Here is a 19,525-nt window from a genome sequence, read left to right on the forward strand (position 1 = left end):
TTAAAACGGGCGGTTGAGTAATGCGGCGTTGTTGGGGAGGGAGGCATCCCACGGGTTCAGCATGTCCGGCCGGGCAAGTTCGATCGGTTCCGGCAGCATGTCGCAGGAGGGGCGGATGTGGCCCCAGTAGGCGAGTTTGGTGGAGTCGAAGGTGTCGGCGTGGTAGCCTTCCTTGGAGATTTCGGCTTCGAAGCGGGCGCCGTTGCGGATGACGAGGCGATGGTCTTCCGCGACCCATTGGCCGGGAGGCAAGGCGATCGTGCCGTCTTCCAGAGCAGCGCAGTAGGCGGTGCCGAGGGCCGTTTTGGCATCCGAGTCCATGCCCTGGTAGCGGACTTTGTCGCCGCCTGCGATGCCGCGGACGTTGAGGTGGTGGCGCATGTCCCGTGCCAGCAGGTTGGAGTAGAATTTTTCATTGGACGAGTCGACCCACAGGCCGCTGATGTTGGCCCGCCCCAGCTGGTGCAGCACATGGCGTATGGCCGCCTGCATGGTGTAGTAGTCTCCCGTTTTCCAGCGGACGATGAGGCGGGCATGGCAGATGCCGTCCGTTTTCTGCAGGACGGTGAGGGCCGAGGGGTTGGACTTTTTGTTGGTGGTGCTGGCGACGTCCTGCCCCATGGTGCAGGGGTCGGCGGTCAGGGTGTCCGCCCATGCCGTGCCGATCAGGGAGGCGATGTTGTTGGCGGTGACGTCCTGTCCGGCCAGGTCGATGGCGGTGCATGTGCCGCTTCCTTTTTCCTGGGCACGGTCGAGCCATGCGCGTTTGACGGCGGATTCGCCACTGGGCAGGAAGGACAACAGATAGTTGCGATCCGCCGATTGTTTGTCCAGGGAATGCGCCCGGTAGGTGTCATAGTCCACGGCTTCCCCGGTTTGCGGATCGTAGAGGGGTACTCCTGCCAGAGCGGCATCGTATGCGTCCACCCGGTGCACGGGGTAGCCCGTTTCCGTCTTGTAGAAATTGCCTTCCGGGTTCGGTGTGAACTTGCGTGTTCCCGGATTCAACACGTCGTACATGTAGTGTTTTTCCTCTTTAGATGGAGTGGTAAACATCCACATCATGAATTCGGGGTTGCTGGCGATGATGGGTTCGACGGCATCCAGTACTTCGAGGCAATGGGGCCAAAAGCCGACTTCGTCACCGAATACGTCTCCGGTCCAGCTTCGTGCCGTTGCCGGATTTGGCGGTAATATCAATGTTCGGCTATAGCGGGTGCGGCTGTGATAGATGCGTATTTGGGCCGAATTCTTTTGCATGATTTCTGCCAGATCGGATACATCCAGCAGTTGGTGTGTTTTCCTGTCCACCACGTTTCCTCCCAGCCTCACGTTCAGGGTGTTTTCTGCATCGTGTATTTTCTGCAGGGCGTCATGCCAGATGGTTGCTTCCTTCTCCAGCAATTCTTTTCCTACATTCAGAGATGCCGAGATGAAGAAGCAGGAGCGGCCTGCTTTGGATAACATCCGGTCGAGAGCCTTGGCTGCAATCGTATAGGATTTCCCGCCTTGGCGTCTCCACAAAAAGAAGGCAATGCGCATCCGCAACGCGAACGCTACTTGCTGGTAAGCCTTGAACTGGATCAGGGGTTTGACGGAAGGGGCGGGTTTCATGCTTCGGTGAAGGTGGGGGTGTAGGGCTTCGTTTCGCCGAAGAGGATCGGGCGGAGCATGGCGATTTTTTCCTCATGCGTGGCGGCGCCGTGCAGGATTTCCTGCACTTCCGGCGACATGGCTTTGGCCAGGACGGCTTCGGCGGCACGGATTTCAGCCAGTTCGACCTGTCGGCGCATGAGTCCGACGCGTTCCGAGTCGTTGACGAGTTTGACCAGCTGCACCAGTGCCTTGGGATCGGTCGACGAGTCCAGGGCGAATTCGAAGGCCCGCTGTTTGACGCGGCACCGCATGGCTTCCGTCATGCCTTCGGTCGGGGCGGAGTTGATGGTGCGGGCGATGGCTGCCAGGGTGGCCAGGTCGTCCTGCCCCTGCGTGCGGTTGATGTATTGGTGGACGCTGTTCAGGGATAACCGGATGCCCTGTTCCGCGAGGTAGTCGCGTATGGCTCTGCCCGATGCGTTCGAGACGACCATGGCATCCACTTCCGCCCGGATGTCGGGAGGGAGGGAGCCGATGACGCTGTCCGATCGCAGTTTTTTTGGGGTGGCGGCCATGATTCAGATAAGAGGTATCAGGTAAGAGGTAATAATTTTTAACTATTCACTCTTCATTTTTCACTGTTCATATTTCCTGGGCGGCGACGCGTCCGGCGTCGGTGAGCGCCCATTTGTACCCGGCAAGTTCGTTCGGCGTGCCGGTGATGTAGCCGCGTACTTTCAGGGCGGCGACGGCTTCGTTGTAGGTTGCGTCCGGGATGCGCGTCGGCAGGGCGATGTCGACATGGGCGCGGAGGGTGGTGTCCGGCAGCAGGAGGGGTGCGGAGATGACGCGCAGGGTGCGCATGATGGCCAGTTTGACTTCGGCGAGTGTCTGTTCTTCGTTCATGATGCAGCGGGGTGTTTGCGGCCGTAGGCGGCCAGGATGATGATGAGGAGGAGCGGGATCATTTTTTCGAGGCGGAGGCGATTTGCTGGAGGAGCTGGTGGAGTCCTTTCATTTCGCCGCGCATTTCCGCGACGGTTTCGGCGATGGGGTTGAGCCTGTCGAAGATTTGCCGGGTGACGGATTCGTGTTTTTCTTCCAGGCGGGTGACGCGGCCTTCCAGTTTCGCGTGTTCGTCGCGCGTGATGTATTCCGGGTGCTTGACGATGGGAAGCGGGGTGGGCGAGATGAGGGTGTCCGTTTTGAGGCGGGCGCGTTCTTCTTCGGCTCCTTTTTCCCGCGCGGTTTTGTTGACTTTCCATCCGGCAGCCCCCGCCGCGCCGAGGATGGCGACGATGAGGGCGGCGACGGTGGCGACGGAGATGTAGCCGTCGGGGGCCGCTTCGGCGAGGAGTAGTGGGAGAGAGGCGATCATGGCGTCAGGCGGCGATGGCTTTGACGGCTCCGGCGATGCCCTGGGCGATGGCGGCGCAGAGGGCGTCCGCGCGGTCCTGCAGGAGGCGGCATTCGCCCGGGTTGCTGCCGCCGAAGCAGGGTTCGATCATGATGGCGGCCATGCGGGTTTTCTGGAAGTAGCTGACGGCGCGGGAGCTGTCGGCACGTACGCCGGATGAGGCGATGATGGCTTCCGTGCGTTTGTCCGGGCAGACGTAGATGATGCCGCGGTCGCGCGTGCCGAGGCATTCGCAGATGGCGCGCTGCAGGTGCCGGGCGGCGGTTTCGCCGCGTGCGCTGTTGTACCAGCAGAGGGTTTCCGTGCCGTTGGATGCGGGTTCGAATGAGTTGAAATGGAGATCAACGGCGAGGATGGCATCCGTGGCGTTGCAGGCTGCGGCGGCGTGGCCGGGCGTCGTTCCGCCGCCGTTGACAAGGCGGTTGACGATGACGGCGGAGATGCCGTATTGCTGCTCCAGGATGCGTTTGATTTTCGGGGCGTGCTCCAGCCAGTACTGGTATTCCGACTGGCTGCCGTCCGCCATGACGGCTCCGCCGTCGCGGGGGCTGTGGCCGATGGATAAGGCGACTGTGTTCATGATCGTGTGTGGTGGATGAGGGTTTTAGCCACAGATGGGCGCAGATGGTTCACAGATTTCCGGGCACCCGAATCCGGCCGACTGCCGGTTTGATAAAGCAAAAGTATTGATCGACAAAATAAATCAGTGCCAATCCGTGGAATCTGTGGCTGAGTGTTTCATGGGATGTGTTTGTTTCCGGCGTGTTCGTGGCGGGGTGCCCGCCCTGCACGGTGGCAGGACGGGACTTGGCAGCACGATGATGGCGGCAAGGGCAGCCCGTGGCCGGGTATTCGGGTGTTCCGAGCAGGCCCATGCAGCGACGATACCTCACCCATTGAGCGACGGTGTGGGCGATCGTGCGGATCATGGACGGCCTGGACATGCACACAGCTTGCCACAGGTTTTTCAATCGACATGCTGCCGATGCACAAAACGCACAAAACGCACAAAATACACGTTTTGCACAAAACGCACAAAAAAACCGCACCATCGCGGTGCGGTCGGTTTTCAGCCTGTGGACAGAGAGGATGGCGCGGATCAGATGTCCAGCAGCAGCTGGCTTACGGCGCGGCGTTCTTCCATGTCTTGCCGGGCCTTTTCAATCAATTGTTTGTCCAGATGTTCCACCTGCCTGCGGCTCAGGATGTATTTCCGGCCGCGGGGGCGCCTCCACCCCATCAGTACGCCGTCGCCGATCATGGACAATACCGTGTGGCGAGACTTGTAGCCCAGTATCTCCATGGCATCGTACACGCCGATACGGTCTTCTACAGGGGGCAAGGTGTCGCTCATGCACTCATGATACCATACGTCACAAGCAAATTGTGCCATACGATACACAGTGAGGCGTTTGCATCATTATCCCACGTTGTTTCGTAGGCTAGTTTTGCGGCTGGCATAACTTGCAGGGCACCGCTTCTGCGGGAGGATTGGCCGTGTAGTAACCATGGCCGATGCCGTACCATTTGCAGCCGTCCACATGGATGCGTCCGGCAGCTTTCCACTTCGTGTTGACCCAGTAGCGCACGGCGGATTTCTTTTGCTCCGGCACCCGATCGGGCTTCGTCGCGAGATTGTACGCATCATGCGCCAGCCAGCCGATGGCTACGCAGCATAGATAGGCCACGATTTGCCATGTCCATAAGGAGGGTGTCATTTATTAATTTGATATTCCAAGTCTTCAAGATTCCTTTTCGATTCTTCCATCGCGTTTTTCATCGCTTCCTGATATGCCTCCTTGGTGATTTTTTGTTCTTCGTATTCCTGATACAGTTTATTGTGCAGAGTCAGATATGATTTGGAACGTTCTTCGCTAATTCTATTTTTGAATCGATAAGCCCAAGTATGAGCTATTTCATCCCTCGCCTCTTTACCTTGGACTATTGCGAGTAATCCGTCTAATTTAAAATTTCTGATTTCTTCTTCAGTTTGGGCTGATCGTGCAGATGTTTCTTTGAATGCCTTCGCGGTGGCTATTTCACCTGCCTTGATTCTGTTTTTTTCGTTCTCTGCTGCTTGCCTTTCAGCTTGCCGTTGCCGCTGCTCTTCCTTCAAGCGTTCCTGATGTATTTCCCGTTCAAGCCGCGCTATCTGTTTTGCATTTTCTTCCAGCTGTTTATTGTACGGATTGTCTTCTTTACCACACGAAACGAGAAAACAGGAAATTAAACTGAAAGTTATAATTTTCATTCTCGCGATATGAATAGAGCTATACTTTTGATTTTTCATGATTCGATGCAAGATTATTTTTTAGGATGTGTTTTATAAATATATATTTTATAAACATCTTGCATACGATCGATTTTTTTATCAGATGGCATGATAGCATCTTGGAAGATATGCAAAAAATCATTTTTGGATGATGCAACAAATTCACTTTCTTCATCTGTTAAGGTTCGACAAAAAACGTTACTACTACCCAATGTCCACTCATCTGCATCAAGGTGTAATTTTTGATATAACCATCCAACTGCCTTTTTTCTCCAAATCTGTGAAGTGATTCGTTTGCAAATTTTATGCAAATTATAATTTCTGCCCAAGTCTTCTCTGATTCCTCTCTGTCCGAATCCAGGGAACACAATATCTTCGTCAAACATTTCCATATATGATGCAAATAAATCTCTTACGAATTGTAATCTCATAATTCCCTGAAATGCCATATCTGGACAGAACCGAGGAATGGATCCATCGTAAAAAACATGATCCCAAAATTGATGCATCGCACTATCCATTTTGTCTGATGAGATGAGCGATTTCATATTTGCAGTTTCTATTTCTTCATCATGCTTCAAGTGCATGCAATATATTATCGCTTCCACAAATCCGATCCATGTAAGATATAAACTTTTCGTATCAATATGCGATTCGTCATTTATCTGATTCATATATTTTCTTTTTGTTTAGTTATGATTCATCAATAAACGCCAAATCGGAAATCAAACGTTTTTTTAAGGCTTCCATTTTTCTTTGTAGTTTATTGTTTTCCATTTGAGAGATATCAGATTCTCCCATTTTTTCGGATACGCCCCATAACCAATCCATAGATACACCGAGTGCGGCAGATAGACGAGCCAATTCATCGGCTCCAGGACTTCTTCGCCCCGATAAATAAGAAGATATGGTCGCTTGATTTACATTGCAAAGTTCTCCTAATGTTTTCTGTGTTAACTTCAAACGAATAGACATCACTTGTAAGCGAGAAATAAAAATGTCATTTGGCATATTTTATTATTGATTTTTTCTGTCGTTCGACATATTAGTAATGACATGCGAAGCAACATAGTTGCTTTTACAAAAGGCAAGTTATCATGAATACCGACACAAATCAATCACATTGCTATGATATGCGATGGCTCTACAGCCGCGGGTGGACTGCAGCTCAGGCCGCCGCTGCTACGGGATACCATAAATCGACGATCTGCAGGGTGCTCGCCGGGCGCAACCGAAGCCAGGTTGTGCTGCGGAAGCTGCTGTCTTTGCCTTTTCGCAAGAAGCTGGTGATTCGCCGAAAATCCAAAGCCTGACTGACGCCATGATAGCCCTTGGAACCATGAGATACGTGCCTGCGATGCCGCCCTCCAGCGGTATGGCTCCCGATGAGATGACGCTGTTCCTCGACCGGATGCGGGCCTCCGAACACCGCCGCCGCTACCGCCGGACAGGGATGACCTTTCGCGAGTGGTCGCGCCGGGATGAAGCCATGGCCGTGGTCAGGCTGCAGCCGGTGCATGCGCCGGTGCTGTGCCATATCGGAACGCTGCCGATCGACGATTGCTGGCTGTGGAGGGTTTCCGCCCCGCGCCGCCGAAGCCGCTTCCTGCAGGCAGCCGAGCGCATCGTGCTTCGCCTGCCGGTGATCGTGCTGCTGCCGCTCGCCTGGGGTGTGCTGTTCGGTATTCTGCTGCTGATCGGACAGGCCTTTCGCCTGATTTTTTAACGTGGCACTTTTACCTTTCAAGATGGACCTGACGCCGACGGAACAAGCCCTGATGCTGGCTTTGCTGGATCTGGACGATTTCCGGGATGCCTGGGGAGTGTCCGACCGCCCGTCCCGGGAGGAGCTGGGCAGGGTGATGGGGATTTCCGCCGAGGCGGTGCGCCAGATCGAAGGGAAAGCCCTGCACAAGATGCGTCTCGCCCTGGTGCGCGACCCCCAATTGCTCCAGGAGCTGCAGCAGGTGATTGACCAGCTACGCCGGGCCGAGAGGCAGGGGTAGAGCCACAGATTCCGCAGATGCGACACAGATTTTTTTTGATGGATTTCAAGAAGACAATACCCGATACCGAGATGAAGACCGAGAGATATGAATTGATGATCGTGCCGGATGCCGCACCCGTGACCGTGTTTTTGCCGGATGCGCGCATCGATTACGCCAACCACCTGCACGGGCAGGTGCAGCAGATGGCCGTGCGCACCTGGCAGATGGCTGTGGTGCTCGGGCATACGCTGCGTACCATCAAAGACCAATGCAAGCATGGAGAGTGGGGGAAACTTTTCAAAAACAGCCGCAGTAAATCAAATGCGAAATTGATTTCGCATTTCAATTTCGGAGAAAAACAGGCCGGGAATTACATGGCCGTGTACGATGCGGCTGTGGAGGCGGCGAAGCGGATCAGCGAGGAGCGTGCAGCGGCGGTGATGCAGATGCTGGCCACGCGACCCGGGCAGGATTTTTACCTGGCCTTGGGCGAGATTTCACAGGCCAGCACGATCAAGGAGTTTCTGGCCGAGGTGGTGGACGATTCCGAATCCCGCGGAGCGAAGCACAGCAAGGCGAACATGCGGGATGCGATGGAGGAGGCGATGGAGCGCCAGGTGGCCGGGGAGCGGGAGGCTCAGGAGGATGCGGCGAAGCTGCTGGCCGCAGCGGAGGCGTACCGGGATTGCCGGGCGGGGCTGTGCACGCGGGAGTTCAACGGCCTGTTCGCATCGCAGATGCGGAACATCCTGCGCGGGCTTGAAACGGAAGGGAGGGCATGACGATGACGGAAGCGGAACTCGAAGGGCTCGCCTTGCCTCTGGACCAGCTGCAGAAGGCGCGGCTGCTGCTGGCTGCCTGCCGCACGCTGGATGAAACGCCTGCGGGATGCCGCACGCAGGCTTATGAAGATGCGGCCCGCCGCCTGGCACTGATGCTGCGTGTGTCGTACTCGGCGAAGTCGATGCAGCGCGTCTTCAACGAGTGGCTGAAATCCGGCCGGGATGCGCTGGCGGCGGTGGACAAGCGGTACCGGGCGGGCGCGATCAAGGCGACTCGCTCCCGCAACGGCCTGTTCCGCACTTATGTGAAAGAGCTCTTCTATAAGTACCAGCGCAACGGCAAGGCGGCGCATGCCGAGCTGGTGCGCAGGCTGCAATCCGGCATGCCCATACCCGGTTACGAGGACTGGCGGCGGATGGATGCCAACGGGCTGGTGAGCATCCCGCCCGGTTGGAGCTACCGGCAGATCGCCCGGCTCTTCCCGACGAAGGAGGAGGCGGTACTGGCCAAACACGGCATGCGGGCCGGAGCGCGGTACCTGCCGCAGGTATTCCGGACGCGTGCAGGCTCCTACCCCTGCGCCTTCGTGGCTTTTGATGATGTGCATTTGGATGTGAAGACGATCGCCCGCGTGAACGGCACGGACCAGATCGGCCGCCCCCTCCAGCTGGGATGCAACGATGTCTTCACGGGCCGCCGCCTCTGCTGGGGTACGAAGTTCTCCTTCGAACGGGAAGACGGCACACGCGCCGGGCTGAACGGCGACGAAATGCTCTACATCCTCTGCGACTACCTGGTGAACGTGGGCTACAGCCCGCGAGGCACCGTGTTGCTGGTGGAAAACCAGACGGCCTCCATCTCCCGCGAAATCGAGGAACAGCTGCTCTTGCTGACGGGCGGATGCGTGCGGGTGAAGCGGGGCGGGATGCACGGCAGCGTGCAGGCGATGCTGCACGAGTTCGGCGGCAAATCCTGCGGCAACCCCCGAAACAAGGCCTATCTCGAAAGCTACCACAATCCCCAGCACAACAGATTGTCGTTCCTTCCCGGCGCAACGGGCCACGACCGCACGGAACCGGAATGGCTGTGGGGCATGGAACGCGAGCAGCGGAAAATCTCCAAGGCGAAAGACAGGCTCCCTGCCGAAAAGGCGGCGATGCTGGAAGACATCCTGCTGCCGTTCCATGAAGTGTGCTCCATGCTGCCCTCCATCGTGGCCGATCTGAACGGACGCACCGACCACGATCTGGAAGGATGGGCGGATTGCGGATTCTTCCGGCAGGAATACAGCTTCGACCCATCCGGCGGCCAATGGGGCGACCTGTCGCAACTGGACGCCGATCAGAAAAACTTCCTGCTGCAGCTGGAAGCCCGGAGCAAGGGCCACATCCGCATGCGCCGCATGAGCCCGCAGGAAGCATGGGACTCCAGCATGCGGAACCCCGTCAACACCCTGGTGAAACTCTCCATCGTGCAGGCGGCGGAACTGCTGGGCATCCGCATGGCCCGCGACATCCGGGCGAACGGCAGCTATTTTTACATACAGGACCGGAAGCTTGCCCCCGGAAAACTGATTTACGACCGCGAACTGGTCACGCCGGACGGCTACCTGAAAGACTTCGGCCCGCGCATCGGCTACAAAGGCATCATCAACCCCTTCGATCTCGGCAAAATGTACGTCCTCGACGAGCGGGATGTCGTGCTGGGCTACGCGCCGCTGGTGCAGCGCGGCAGGCTGGGAGACGACGAAGCCCTGCGCTCCCAGCTCGGGCGCGCCAAAAGCCAGACGGCCTCCCGCCTGCAGGACATGCGCGTGACCCGCATGAACGAAGAAGCGGCCATCGTCGCACGCCGGGAACACAATGCCTCCATCATCCAGGGCACCTGCCGCACGCCGCAGGAACGGCTGGAAGACGGCGAAGCACGCCGTGCGGAACGCCGGATCGCCGCCCGGCAAAAAGGGCTGCCCCGCATGGACGATCCTCCCCCCAGGCTCCCCCCGGACAACGACCTCCCCGAAACCAACTATTGACCATCACCACCACACCAACCATGAGCGACAACGAACACACACAACCGATACCCGGCACGGATGCAGCCCTCGACTGGCTGCGCGGCTACGCCCGGGACAAAACGGCGGCCAGCATCGCCAAACAGATGGGGTACAGCGCCACCGTCGTCCGCCGCCTGCTGGCAGGCACCTACCATGCGGATATGACCAACGTGCTGGAGGCCATCCGCAAATTGCGCCTGCAGGTCGAGACGGCCGGCCACCGCGCCGAAGCGACGCGGAGGGCGGACATCGCCACCCGCATGCTGGGCCGATCCGTGGAATTCGTGCCCACGGAAACCGGCGAACAGATACACCGCCTGTGCCTGGCCGCCGTGGCGGACTCGACCGTCAACTGCATCGCCGGACGCGCCCTCTGCGGCAAAACCATGGCGCTGGAGGCGTATGCCGCCAATCCGGACTTTGCCCCGCTCACGCTGATGGTGACGATGCCGACCCGGCCGACCGCCTTCAAACTGGGCCGCCTCCTGTGCGAAGCGGCCGGGGTGGATGCGCCGACGGACGACTTCACGGCCATGCACCACCTGCGCCGCGTCATCACGCGCAACTACCTGGTCATCGTGGACGATGTGGACAAGGCGATCCACGCCGGCAGGCGCGGCATCACGGATGTGCTGCTGTGGCTGCTCGATCTTCACAAAGCCACGCGCTGCGGCATGATCCTGTGCGGCGATCCGACGTTCGGCGATGCCCTGGAGAAAATCGACCTCCTCGACCGCATCGCCAAAAGCGGAGAAACCCTGCTGCTGCCGGAATACCCCAGCAAGGCGGAGGTGCGCGCACTGGCACGGCAGGCGGGGCTGCCGGAACCGGATGCGGATACGTGGTCCGTCATCGGCTCCATCGGCAGGGAAGACGGCCTCGGCAGGCTCTGCCTCTACATGCACCGCGCCCGCCGCCAGGCCATGCTGCAGGATGCCGCCGGATCATGGGCCTATTTCCATGCCGCCCGCAACCCGCAGCCGCAACAACAACTCACCAACCGATGACCATGGACAAACCGCATTATCCGCTTTCGACCTATGCAGCCATGCACACCTCATGCACAACGCGCGCCTGAGGCGTGCATGGGACATTCCTGCCAAATCACTTTGAATATCGAATCAGAAACGCTCCAAACAATCATAAAAGATGGCACCATATCCCAACTACATGTCAATCACATCTATACCACCTTGACATGGACCAGAAATCATATCCCACATTTTCCTACGCCAACCTCTTGGAGCCTTGGATGGAACAAAACGTCACGCAAACCTATCGAAAAACGGGAGCAAACACAGCCATAGTCGACACAACCGACTCTGTCAACTCCTGGAGCACTTGCGTACAACGAGGCGGCAGCACCTACACCCTCACCTTCCTCACGCCTCATTCAGGCATTGCCTCCTGCCTCGACCTGCCGTCGCCCGACCTGTCTAGAAAGTCTTACACATTCAACATCAAACCGGTGGCACGCCCGCTGAAACGCATCGGCATACGGGGCGGCTTCGTGCCCGACAAAGCCGCCCCACAACCATGATGATACGGTACCAAGGCATCACCGAAACAAAGCATTCCACCCCCGACGAAGTCGACAAAGCAAAAACCCGGCCGAAACCGGGTTTTTGCGTAAAATGGTACCCCGTCTAGGACTCGAACCTAGGACAAATTGATTAAGAGTCAACTGCTCTACCAACTGAGCTAACGAGGCATGCTCTATGTAACGCTTCCATTCCTGGAAGCGAACTGGTACCCCGTCTAGGACTCGAACCTAGGACAAATTGATTAAGAGTCAACTGCTCTACCAACTGAGCTAACGAGGCACTTTGTTCGCCTTCAAGCGCACCACCCTGTGCGAGGATGGAGCCACTGGTCGGAATTGAACCGACGACCCACGCATTACGAATGCGTTGCTCTACCCCTGAGCTACAGTGGCGACGCCAGAAGCGTGGCAGGAGTTAATCATATTTTCCCCATCATGGCAAGACTAAATTTCACATTTCTCCAAAAAAACCGCATCTTGGCAGCAACGCACCTCACTGATCTCCATCTTAGCCGCTCAAAGCCATTTTTCCCGGGGAATGACGACGGTTAAGCTCGACAAAACCACACGAATATGGTTGACTCCCGTTCACCGCCTAGAACATATGAAGTCCTATACCATTTTCCAGCAGGCCGACGAAGAGACCATCAATGACATCCTCGACTGGATGCGCAATCAGGAACGCGGCGTCTACCGCGCTGCCGTCCGTGAACTTGCGGCTCTCAAAAAACTCCGTCCCCAGTTCGTCCAGCAGAAACCCGTGGCGGACCAGCTCGCATGGCTCCAGAAAATGCTCTCGTGGAAACCGGCCGGCGACATCGCCGACCACCTTCTTCAGGTCTGGCTCCTCCGCAAACACGAACCCATGCTCGTCGACTTCATCAACACGCTCGGCATCGAACACAACGGCCACGGCGTCGTCGACGACCTGCCCACCGTCCTCGACCCGGAGAAACTCGGCCTTGCCGTCGACCAGCTCTTCGAAAAATATCCGCCTGGCGTCGCTTCCACCTATCTGCAAATGTTCCAGAACCAGACGCCTGAAGGTTGGGAAGCTCTCGACTACGTCCTTCAGAACGACCCCCGCATCACCGTCCGCTGATCGCGAGGTTCCCTCCATCTTACCGCCCGGCCCGGCTTGATGCCGGACCGGGTCTTTCATTTCCCCATTCTGTCACAAAACCGCACGCATGCTCGACATCCCATTCACCATACCCGGCTCGGACGAATACTTCATGCTCCAGGCCATGAGGGAAGCGGAAAAAGCCCTTGCCGACGACGAAGTCCCCTGCGGAGCAGTCATCGTCAAGGATGGAGCCATCATCGCGCGGGGCTGGAACCAGGTCGAACGCCTCAAGGATGCCACCGCCCACGCCGAAATGATCGCCCTCACCGCCGCACAGAACGCCCTCGGAGACTGGCGGCTCGAAGGATGCACCCTATACATCACCAAAGAACCCTGCCCCATGTGCGCCGGAGCCATCGTCCATTGCAGGCCGGACCGCGTCGTCTTCGGTGTCTCCGATCCCAAAGGAGGAGCAGCCGGAGGCTGGATCAACCTGCTCGACTCCAACCCGCCGCTCAACCACCGTTGCGACATCACGCGCGGAGTCCTTCACGACCCTTGCCTGGCGCAGCTCCAGAACTTCTTCCGCTCCGCACGCACCGCCGCCAAGGAACGCAAACGCCAAATGCGGCTCGAATCACAGGAAAACACATTGAACGGCAACGAATAAAAAAACAGATAACCTCCTCTTCCCCATCCTCAATCTATCGGTTTTTTTGGAATTTACTTATTTTTTTCTTGTAATGATTCCAAATTCAATCTATACAAAAAGCACTTCCGCACGGAACAATATTATCACATACACATCATGAAAGCACTCACAGGCACCCGCACAGAAAAAAACCTCATGGCCGCCTTCGCTGGCGAATCCCAGGCTCGCAACCGCTACAACTACTTCGCCGGCGTCGCCAAAAAGGAAGGCTATGAACAGATTTCCGCCATCTTCGCCGAAACCGCAGACAACGAAAAAGAACACGCCAAAGTCTTCTTCAAGCACCTGAACGGCGCCTGCGCCGAAATCACCACCACCGTCTGCACCGCCCCCCTCACCACCACGGAAGAATGCCTCCGCGCCGCCGCCGCAGGAGAACACGAAGAATGGTCGGACATGTACCCCACCTTCGCCGACATCGCCGAGGAAGAAGGCTTCACCGCCATTGCCAAGGCCTTCCGCTACATCGCCACCGTCGAAAAGCACCACGAAGAACGCTACCTCGCCCTTGCGAACAACATCGCCACAGGTAGCGTCTTTGAAAAACCCCAGAGCGAACAATGGATCTGCCGCAACTGCGGATACATCCACGAAGGCGAAAAAGCCCCCGGCGCCTGCCCCGCATGCGCCCACCCGCAAGCCTTCTTCCAGCTCAATGCGGACAACTACTGAAGCTCCTGCCCGAAAAGCACCTTTTCCAGCCCTGCGGACATCCGTCCGGCAGGGCTTTTTCTACCCATCCTGAGCCCCTCTCCGTCCAGAAAAAGCACTTGCAATTTAACAGGCGTTCGGGCAGACTCCCCCTCATGCAGAATCCGGAGTTCGTCCATGCCACCTTCTCGGCCATCGCACCACGCTACGTCACGGCGAACCACATCCTCTCCATGGGAATCGACATCGCCTGGCGGCAGCGGGTCGTCCAGCTCGTAGCAGAATGGAAACCCGCGCGCCTGCTCGACATCGCTACCGGCACCGGAGACCTCGCCCTCGCCCTCACCCGAGCCCTCCCCGAAATAGACATCCTCGGCACCGACTTCTGCCAACCCATGCTTGACGTAGCCGCCGCACGCGGACTCTGCAACCTCCTGCAGGCGGACGCCATGAACCTCCCACTGCCAGATGCATCGTTCGATGTGGCCACCGTCGCTTTCGGACTTCGCAACATGGCGGACTACGCCGCCGCCATCCGAGAATTCCGCCGTATCCTCAAACCCGGCGGCCATCTCCTCATCCTCGACTTCTCGCTGCCTGAAGGCATCCTCTCCTCGCCCTACCGCTACTACCTGCACCACATCCTGCCCCGTATTGCGGGCTGGATCACCCGCCGACCCGACGCCTACACCTACCTTGGCGACAGCATCGAGCAATTTCCGCGCGGCAAAGCCATGTGCAGCCTCATCGAGACGAACGGCTTCATCGAAGCCCGTACCGAACAGCTTAGCGGCGGCATCGCCGCCATCTATACGGCTACTTGCGCCGACGAACCCGAACCCGTATTCACCGCATGAGTACAGGAGACGGACGCGACGGCACCATACGCTCCCGCATGGCCCGGGGGCGGCTCGGCGGCAAACTGGCCGGGCTCACGCTGCCCCAGCAGATCATGACCATCGCGCTGTGGCCCTTCCTGGAACAGGTTCTCAGCTTCATCGCCAGCTCGACAGCCCTGTACCTGTCTTCGCACATGGACAATCCCCCGGAAGTCAAACAACAGATCGTCGCGGGCATGGGAGCCATCGGCCACGTACTCTTCCTCGGCTTCGTCATGCAGGGAGCCGTCGGCATGGGAGCCACCGCCATCGTCTCGCGCATGACGGGTGCACGCCAATTCTCCGAAGCCAACTACAGCGCATGCCAGGCAGGCGTACTCGGCCTCATGGCTGGCATCTGCTCCTTCCTCGTCATGTTCTGCAGCACGGACTTCCTCGTCACCTCCGTCTTCACCATGAGCCCCGAAGCGCAGGGTTTCGCCAAACGCTTCATGTACATCGCCTCGTTCAGCGCCATCTTCAGCGGCATCGTCTTTGCCGTCAATGCAGCCCTGCGAGGCGCCGGCGACACTCGATTTCCCTTCATCATGATGCTCATTGCGGATGGGTTGAACATCGTCATCAGCCTCATCCTCGTCAACATCTTCCATCTCTCCATCGAAGGGCTCGCCATCGGCACCATCTCCGGCTTTGCCATCTCAGCCGTCGCCCTGTGCTGGATCCTGCACCGCCGCCACATCCAATTGAAGTCATCCATGAATGGATTGACTCTCAATGAATATGCCGACTCTCAGCCGAACAGCTACGTACCGCCCCTCTACCTCGACCGCCGCAGCCTGAAACCGGACTGGGGCATGATCCGCCGCATCATCGCCATCGGCATGCCGCAAGCCATCGAAGTCTTCGGCATCTGGCTCATCCACCTCTACTGCCTCTCCGTCATCAGCGGCCTGGGCGACGCCGTTCTTGCGGCACACACCATCGCCGTCCGCATCGAATCCATGAGCTTCCTGCCCGGCTTCGCCATCGGCATGGCCGCCTCTGCCCTCGTCGGCCAGTACCTGGGCGCGGGCAGCCCCAAAATGGCCATGATCACCATCCGGAAATGCACGAAATACAGCATGATTTTCATGGGAACAATGGGAGCGATCATGTGCATGTTCCCTCAATTCTTCGTCGGAATGTTCGCAAAGGACCTTCCGAACATCATTGCAGAGGGCACCCCCGTCGTCCGCACCTTCCTCATCCTCGAACCCTTCTTCGCCGCCGCCATCGTCATGAAAATGTCCCTGCGAGGCGCGGGGGACACACGGCGCGTCATGTACGTCTCCTACGGCGTCATGGGATTCTTCCGCATCGTCATCCTCTTCCTGTGGCACCACTACCTGCCCGGCACGCTGAACCTCACCTACATCTGGCTCCTCTTCACTGTCGATCAGATCGTCCAAGCCATCATCTTCAAGAAATTCGTAGACGACCGCCGCTGGACCAAACTGCGCATCTGAACACGAAAACGCCCGCATGCACGGCCTGTGCCTGCGGGTACGCTACTCTTCTTAGACCTTCCGCTTAATGGGGAGGCAGTTTACCGGCCGCCTTCTGATCGGCCAACCGCTTGCGGATCGCATCCACAAACTTCTGGTTCTTCTCGAACAGCTCGGAAGGATCGTCAATCACCGTCACCTTAATCATCCGGTCGCCCGGCTCGATCTGCTCGACCACCGACTGCCCGCGCATGATCTCTCCGAAAACGGAATGCTTACCGTCCAGATGGGGAGCCGCCTTCTGCGTAATGAAAAACTGGGAACCGTTCGTATCCTTCCCGGAATTGGCCAGAGCCAGCACTCCCGGCTTATCGTGCTTCAGCTCCACACGTATCTCATCGGGAAACGTATAGCCCGGGCCGCCGCCGCCAGTCCCCGTCGGATCTCCGCCCTGCACCACGAAACCGGGCACCACCCGGTGGAACGTCAGACCGTTGTAAAACCCGTCCTTCGCCAAAACAAGAAAATTCACGCACGCCATCGGCACCCGATGGGCATACAAATTCAAAACGACATCTCCTTTCGTCGTCTTCATCACGACGCGGATATCATGGCGGTGCACCTTGCGGGGCATCTTGCCCGAGCAGGACGAAGCCAGCAGGCAGGCGCACAACATGGAAAGAACGCAAAAAATACGTTTCATAAGGCCAACATCCTACTGCTCACCCTACCGTGTGTCAAGCTATCCTTCCGACTCCATGACAATCATTCGACATTGCAAAACATATCGCCTTCACAGCCAGCAGGCAGCACGTTCCATGCTTGACTTGCCCGCAAACCCCATGCAGAATATCCACCGTCATGAAAACACATTTCACCCTCACCGCCATGGCCGCCCTCCTCGTCGCCCCCGTTCTCGCCGCACCCGGCAACAGCGGCGGCAGCAACGGATCGGGCATGGGCACCCCTGCAGCCGGCTCCACCACCTCCAACAAACAGGGAGAATCATCCTTTGCCAAACCGTTCTGGATCGGCAACTTCGGAGAAGGACAGGTCATCATCGCCCTCGACCAGATCACCTCCGTCTCCAAACAGAAATACGTCCTCGACGGCGGATACGTCATCCGTGAAATCGTCGTAGACACCAACGGCAACAACACCATACGCATCTACTTCATCTCCCCCGTCTCGGAAGAATCGAACATCGCCGCCATCCGCATCGCCTCCGACCGCATGCAGGATCTCCTCAAACAGGGCAACGACCGCGTCGGCTCCGCAGCCATCGACCCCAACACCGCCGTCACCAAAAACTACCCCACTACCACACACGCGCACACCATCGAATTCCGCGTCGCCAACGTCGCCCTGCTCGACAGCGTATACAACTCCATCGTCTCTGCGTGGCTGAACGGCCGTGGCATTAAATATCAAATCAACTGAACAAAGAAACAAACAGTCTAACTGCTATTGAACGAAAACATACCTTCGAGGCGTCTCACGGGCAGAAGATACTCCATCAACCGATGGAAATCGAAACCCATCAAACAACCGACTCGATAAAACCGAAAATATGAAAACAGAACAACTCGTATATGCTGACGGCCAATATGTGCTGCCTCCCCTGCCCTATGCGTATGATGCACTGGAGCCGCTCATGGACGAAGCAACTCTCCATCTCCACCACGACAAGCACCATGCAGCCTATGTCGCCGGAGCCAACACCGCCGTGCAGAAACTCCGCGAAATCACCGAAGGCAAACTCGACGCCGCCCAGACGACCAACTGGGTACGCGCCCTCTCCTTCAACGAATCGGGCCATGTGCTCCACACCATCTTCTGGACCAACATGAGCCCCACGCCGAAAACCGCTCCCGAAGGCCCCCTGATGGATGCCATCGTCAAGGCATTCGGCTCCTTCGACGGCTTCATGCTGGCCTACCGCTCCGCCACTGCCGGCATCGAAGGCTCCGGCTGGGGCATCCTCGGCGTCGAACCCCTCGGCAAAACCCTCGTCATCTGCGGTGCCGAAAAACACCAGAACTACGAAATCCCGGGCATCATCCCCATCCTCGCCTGCGACGTATGGGAACACGCCTACTACCTCAAGCACCAGAACAACCGCGCTGCCTACATCGACAACTTCCTGAAACTCGTCGACTGGCAAAACGTCGAAGAACGCTACAACGCCGCCCTCGGCAAATAACGGCAACATCCAACCAACAAAGCAAACGCCATGAACACCGCACCCATACCGGCCTCCCCCGACGACCACACCCCCTGGCAGGTAGGACTGCCATCGGAAAGCGACATCATTCCGGGCATCATCTCCCGGAAAGGAACGCCCTTCCGACGTTCACGGCGTTTGCTCCATACCGCCCTTGCCCTCGCGGTGGGGGTATGGGCAGCAGGAGCTACGGCTCAGGCAGCCGACTCGCAGCAACCCGGCGACAGCCCGGCCAAACAGGCCGCCGCTCCGAAGGCCGATGCGTCATCCATCGCCTATGCGGACGGAAAATACATCCTGCCGCCCCTTCCCTATGCCTACGACGCCCTCGAACCCCTGATGGACGCAACCACCGTACGCCTCCATCACGACAAACACCATGCAGCCTACGTCGCCGGAGCCAACGCCGCCGCACAAAAACTGCGCGAAATAGCCGAAGGCAAACTCGAAGCCTCACAGGCCGCCAAATGGGCGCAAACACTCTCCTTCAACGCTGCGGGGCACAACCTCCACACCGTCTACTGGACCAACATGAGCCCCACACCGCAAACGGCTCCGCAAGGCACCCTTGAAACGGCCATCGACCGCACCTACGGCTCCACAGCCAACCTCGTGCGCCTCTTCAAAGCCGTCGCGCTCGGAATCGAAGGTTCCGGCTGGGCCATCCTCGGCGTCGATCCCGCCAGCAAAGAACTCGTCCTCTACGGCGTCGAAAAACACCAGAACAACGAAATCCCCGGCATCATCCCCATCCTCGCCTGCGACGTATGGGAACACGCCTACTACCTCAAGCACCAGAACAACCGTGCCGCCTACATCGACAACTTCCTGAAACTCGTCGACTGGAAAAACGTCGAAAACCGCTATACCGCCGCCCTCGGAAACAACTAACCGCCA

General features: G+C 57.9%; 27 protein-coding genes and 3 tRNA genes. 15 read left to right on the forward strand and 15 right to left on the reverse strand.

What is annotated here, in order from left to right:
• The 11 genes from AC781_RS00475 to AC781_RS13190 all read right to left on the reverse strand — a co-directional run bounded on the left by AC781_RS00475 (position 1) and on the right by AC781_RS13190 (position 6,296).
• Entirely contained in the window at positions 1-1,614 is a 1,614-nt protein-coding gene (locus tag AC781_RS00475) for a hypothetical protein (RefSeq protein ID WP_067771788.1), read from the reverse strand.
• Entirely contained in the window at positions 1,611-2,171 is a 561-nt protein-coding gene (locus AC781_RS00480; RefSeq protein ID WP_067771791.1) for a phage protein Gp27 family protein, read from the reverse strand. The genes AC781_RS00475 and AC781_RS00480 overlap by 4 nt, the downstream gene beginning before the upstream one ends.
• 67 nt (positions 2,172-2,238) lie before the next feature.
• Positions 2,239-2,502, reverse strand: coding sequence for a hypothetical protein (locus AC781_RS00485; protein WP_067771794.1), 264 nt, complete (start codon positions 2,500-2,502; stop codon positions 2,239-2,241).
• A 58-nt stretch (positions 2,503-2,560) separates the two neighbouring features.
• Entirely contained in the window at positions 2,561-2,974 is a 414-nt protein-coding gene (locus AC781_RS00490) for a hypothetical protein (RefSeq protein ID WP_067771797.1), read from the reverse strand.
• A gap of 4 nt (positions 2,975-2,978) precedes the next feature.
• Positions 2,979-3,593 carry an N-acetylmuramoyl-L-alanine amidase gene (locus tag AC781_RS00495; RefSeq protein WP_067771800.1) on the reverse strand — a complete coding sequence of 205 codons (615 nt, stop codon included), beginning with the start codon at positions 3,591-3,593 and terminating at the stop codon, positions 2,979-2,981.
• A gap of 49 nt (positions 3,594-3,642) precedes the next feature.
• Positions 3,643-3,942, reverse strand: a complete 300-nt coding sequence (locus tag AC781_RS00500; RefSeq protein ID WP_071133352.1) for a hypothetical protein — start codon at positions 3,940-3,942, stop codon at positions 3,643-3,645.
• 170 nt (positions 3,943-4,112) lie between these two features.
• Positions 4,113-4,367 (reverse strand): hypothetical protein, encoded by a 255-nt coding sequence (locus AC781_RS00505; RefSeq protein WP_067771806.1) that lies wholly within the window; start codon positions 4,365-4,367, stop codon positions 4,113-4,115.
• A gap of 88 nt (positions 4,368-4,455) precedes the next feature.
• Positions 4,456-4,731 (reverse strand): hypothetical protein, encoded by a 276-nt coding sequence (locus AC781_RS00510; RefSeq protein ID WP_067771809.1) that lies wholly within the window; start codon positions 4,729-4,731, stop codon positions 4,456-4,458.
• Complete coding sequence (locus AC781_RS00515) at positions 4,728-5,303, reverse strand: hypothetical protein (protein ID WP_067771812.1); 576 nt, start codon at positions 5,301-5,303, stop codon at positions 4,728-4,730. Before AC781_RS00515 ends, AC781_RS00510 begins: the two co-directional genes overlap by 4 nt.
• 14 nt (positions 5,304-5,317) lie before the next feature.
• On the reverse strand, positions 5,318-5,959 hold the full coding sequence (locus AC781_RS00520) for a hypothetical protein (RefSeq protein ID WP_067771815.1): 642 nt from the start codon (positions 5,957-5,959) through the stop codon (positions 5,318-5,320).
• 19 nt (positions 5,960-5,978) lie between these two features.
• Entirely contained in the window at positions 5,979-6,296 is a 318-nt protein-coding gene (locus AC781_RS13190; RefSeq protein WP_083076310.1) for a helix-turn-helix domain-containing protein, read from the reverse strand.
• An 86-nt stretch (positions 6,297-6,382) separates the two neighbouring features.
• Here AC781_RS13190 and AC781_RS13505 point away from each other — a divergent pair, with 86 nt between their 5' ends.
• The 7 genes from AC781_RS13505 (at position 6,383) to AC781_RS00550 (ending at position 11,649) form a co-directional block, all read left to right on the forward strand.
• Positions 6,383-6,598 (forward strand): helix-turn-helix domain-containing protein, encoded by a 216-nt coding sequence (locus AC781_RS13505; RefSeq protein ID WP_156850337.1) that lies wholly within the window; start codon positions 6,383-6,385, stop codon positions 6,596-6,598.
• Positions 6,599-6,606: 8 nt separating this feature from the next.
• Positions 6,607-7,011 carry a hypothetical protein gene (locus AC781_RS00525; RefSeq protein WP_141675643.1) on the forward strand — a complete coding sequence of 135 codons (405 nt, stop codon included), beginning with the start codon at positions 6,607-6,609 and terminating at the stop codon, positions 7,009-7,011.
• A gap of 1 nt (position 7,012) precedes the next feature.
• The gene (locus tag AC781_RS00530; RefSeq protein WP_071133351.1) at positions 7,013-7,291 is read left to right on the forward strand and encodes a sigma factor-like helix-turn-helix DNA-binding protein; all 279 of its coding nucleotides are present in this window, start codon (positions 7,013-7,015) and stop codon (positions 7,289-7,291) included.
• A gap of 71 nt (positions 7,292-7,362) precedes the next feature.
• Positions 7,363-8,055: a hypothetical protein gene (locus AC781_RS00535; RefSeq protein WP_141675644.1), complete on the forward strand. Its 693-nt coding sequence runs from the start codon at positions 7,363-7,365 to the stop codon at positions 8,053-8,055.
• Positions 8,052-10,088 carry a hypothetical protein gene (locus tag AC781_RS00540; protein WP_067771827.1) on the forward strand — a complete coding sequence of 679 codons (2,037 nt, stop codon included), beginning with the start codon at positions 8,052-8,054 and terminating at the stop codon, positions 10,086-10,088. The genes AC781_RS00535 and AC781_RS00540 overlap by 4 nt, the downstream gene beginning before the upstream one ends.
• Positions 10,089-10,108: 20 nt before the next feature.
• Positions 10,109-11,116, forward strand: a complete 1,008-nt coding sequence (locus tag AC781_RS00545; RefSeq protein ID WP_067771830.1) for an AAA family ATPase — start codon at positions 10,109-10,111, stop codon at positions 11,114-11,116.
• A gap of 191 nt (positions 11,117-11,307) precedes the next feature.
• A complete protein-coding gene (locus tag AC781_RS00550) occupies positions 11,308-11,649 on the forward strand; it encodes an SPRY domain-containing protein (RefSeq protein WP_067771833.1) in 342 nt (113 codons plus the stop codon).
• 95 nt (positions 11,650-11,744) lie between these two features.
• Here AC781_RS00550 and AC781_RS00555 read toward each other — a convergent pair.
• The 3 genes from AC781_RS00555 to AC781_RS00565 all read right to left on the reverse strand — a co-directional run bounded on the left by AC781_RS00555 (position 11,745) and on the right by AC781_RS00565 (position 12,045).
• Positions 11,745-11,820: transfer RNA gene (locus tag AC781_RS00555), tRNA-Lys, on the reverse strand.
• 36 nt (positions 11,821-11,856) lie between these two features.
• Positions 11,857-11,932: transfer RNA gene (locus tag AC781_RS00560), tRNA-Lys, on the reverse strand.
• A 38-nt stretch (positions 11,933-11,970) separates the two neighbouring features.
• Positions 11,971-12,045, reverse strand: a tRNA-Thr gene (locus AC781_RS00565).
• Positions 12,046-12,256: 211 nt separating this feature from the next.
• Between AC781_RS00565 and AC781_RS00570 the strand changes: the two genes are divergently transcribed.
• The 5 genes from AC781_RS00570 to AC781_RS00590 all read left to right on the forward strand — a co-directional run bounded on the left by AC781_RS00570 (position 12,257) and on the right by AC781_RS00590 (position 16,425).
• Positions 12,257-12,754 (forward strand): hypothetical protein, encoded by a 498-nt coding sequence (locus AC781_RS00570; RefSeq protein WP_067771836.1) that lies wholly within the window; start codon positions 12,257-12,259, stop codon positions 12,752-12,754.
• An 88-nt stretch (positions 12,755-12,842) separates the two neighbouring features.
• Complete coding sequence (tadA, locus tag AC781_RS00575) at positions 12,843-13,388, forward strand: tRNA adenosine(34) deaminase TadA (protein WP_067771839.1); 546 nt, start codon at positions 12,843-12,845, stop codon at positions 13,386-13,388.
• A gap of 138 nt (positions 13,389-13,526) precedes the next feature.
• Positions 13,527-14,102, forward strand: coding sequence for a rubrerythrin (rbr, locus tag AC781_RS00580; RefSeq protein WP_172801754.1), 576 nt, complete (start codon positions 13,527-13,529; stop codon positions 14,100-14,102).
• A 98-nt stretch (positions 14,103-14,200) separates the two neighbouring features.
• On the forward strand, positions 14,201-14,938 hold the full coding sequence (locus tag AC781_RS00585) for a ubiquinone/menaquinone biosynthesis methyltransferase (RefSeq protein WP_246777954.1): 738 nt from the start codon (positions 14,201-14,203) through the stop codon (positions 14,936-14,938).
• On the forward strand, positions 14,935-16,425 hold the full coding sequence (locus tag AC781_RS00590) for an MATE family efflux transporter (protein WP_067771848.1): 1,491 nt from the start codon (positions 14,935-14,937) through the stop codon (positions 16,423-16,425). Before AC781_RS00585 ends, AC781_RS00590 begins: the two co-directional genes overlap by 4 nt.
• Before the next feature lie 64 nt (positions 16,426-16,489).
• Here the strand turns inward: AC781_RS00590 and AC781_RS00595 are convergent, their stop codons facing one another.
• Entirely contained in the window at positions 16,490-17,107 is a 618-nt protein-coding gene (locus tag AC781_RS00595) for a peptidylprolyl isomerase (protein WP_067771851.1), read from the reverse strand.
• Between the two features lie 158 nt (positions 17,108-17,265).
• Between AC781_RS00595 and AC781_RS00600 the strand changes: the two genes are divergently transcribed.
• The 3 genes from AC781_RS00600 to AC781_RS13195 all read left to right on the forward strand — a co-directional run bounded on the left by AC781_RS00600 (position 17,266) and on the right by AC781_RS13195 (position 19,519).
• A complete protein-coding gene (locus tag AC781_RS00600; protein WP_067771854.1) occupies positions 17,266-17,844 on the forward strand; it encodes a hypothetical protein in 579 nt (192 codons plus the stop codon).
• 130 nt (positions 17,845-17,974) lie between these two features.
• Entirely contained in the window at positions 17,975-18,607 is a 633-nt protein-coding gene (locus AC781_RS00605) for a superoxide dismutase (RefSeq protein WP_067771857.1), read from the forward strand.
• A gap of 30 nt (positions 18,608-18,637) precedes the next feature.
• Positions 18,638-19,519, forward strand: coding sequence for a superoxide dismutase (locus tag AC781_RS13195; protein WP_083076313.1), 882 nt, complete (start codon positions 18,638-18,640; stop codon positions 19,517-19,519).
• Positions 19,520-19,525: the final 6 nt, after the last annotated feature.

This window comes from Neoakkermansia glycaniphila (genome assembly GCF_001683795.1).
In the GTDB taxonomy this organism is placed as follows: domain Bacteria; phylum Verrucomicrobiota; class Verrucomicrobiia; order Verrucomicrobiales; family Akkermansiaceae; genus Akkermansia; species Akkermansia glycaniphila.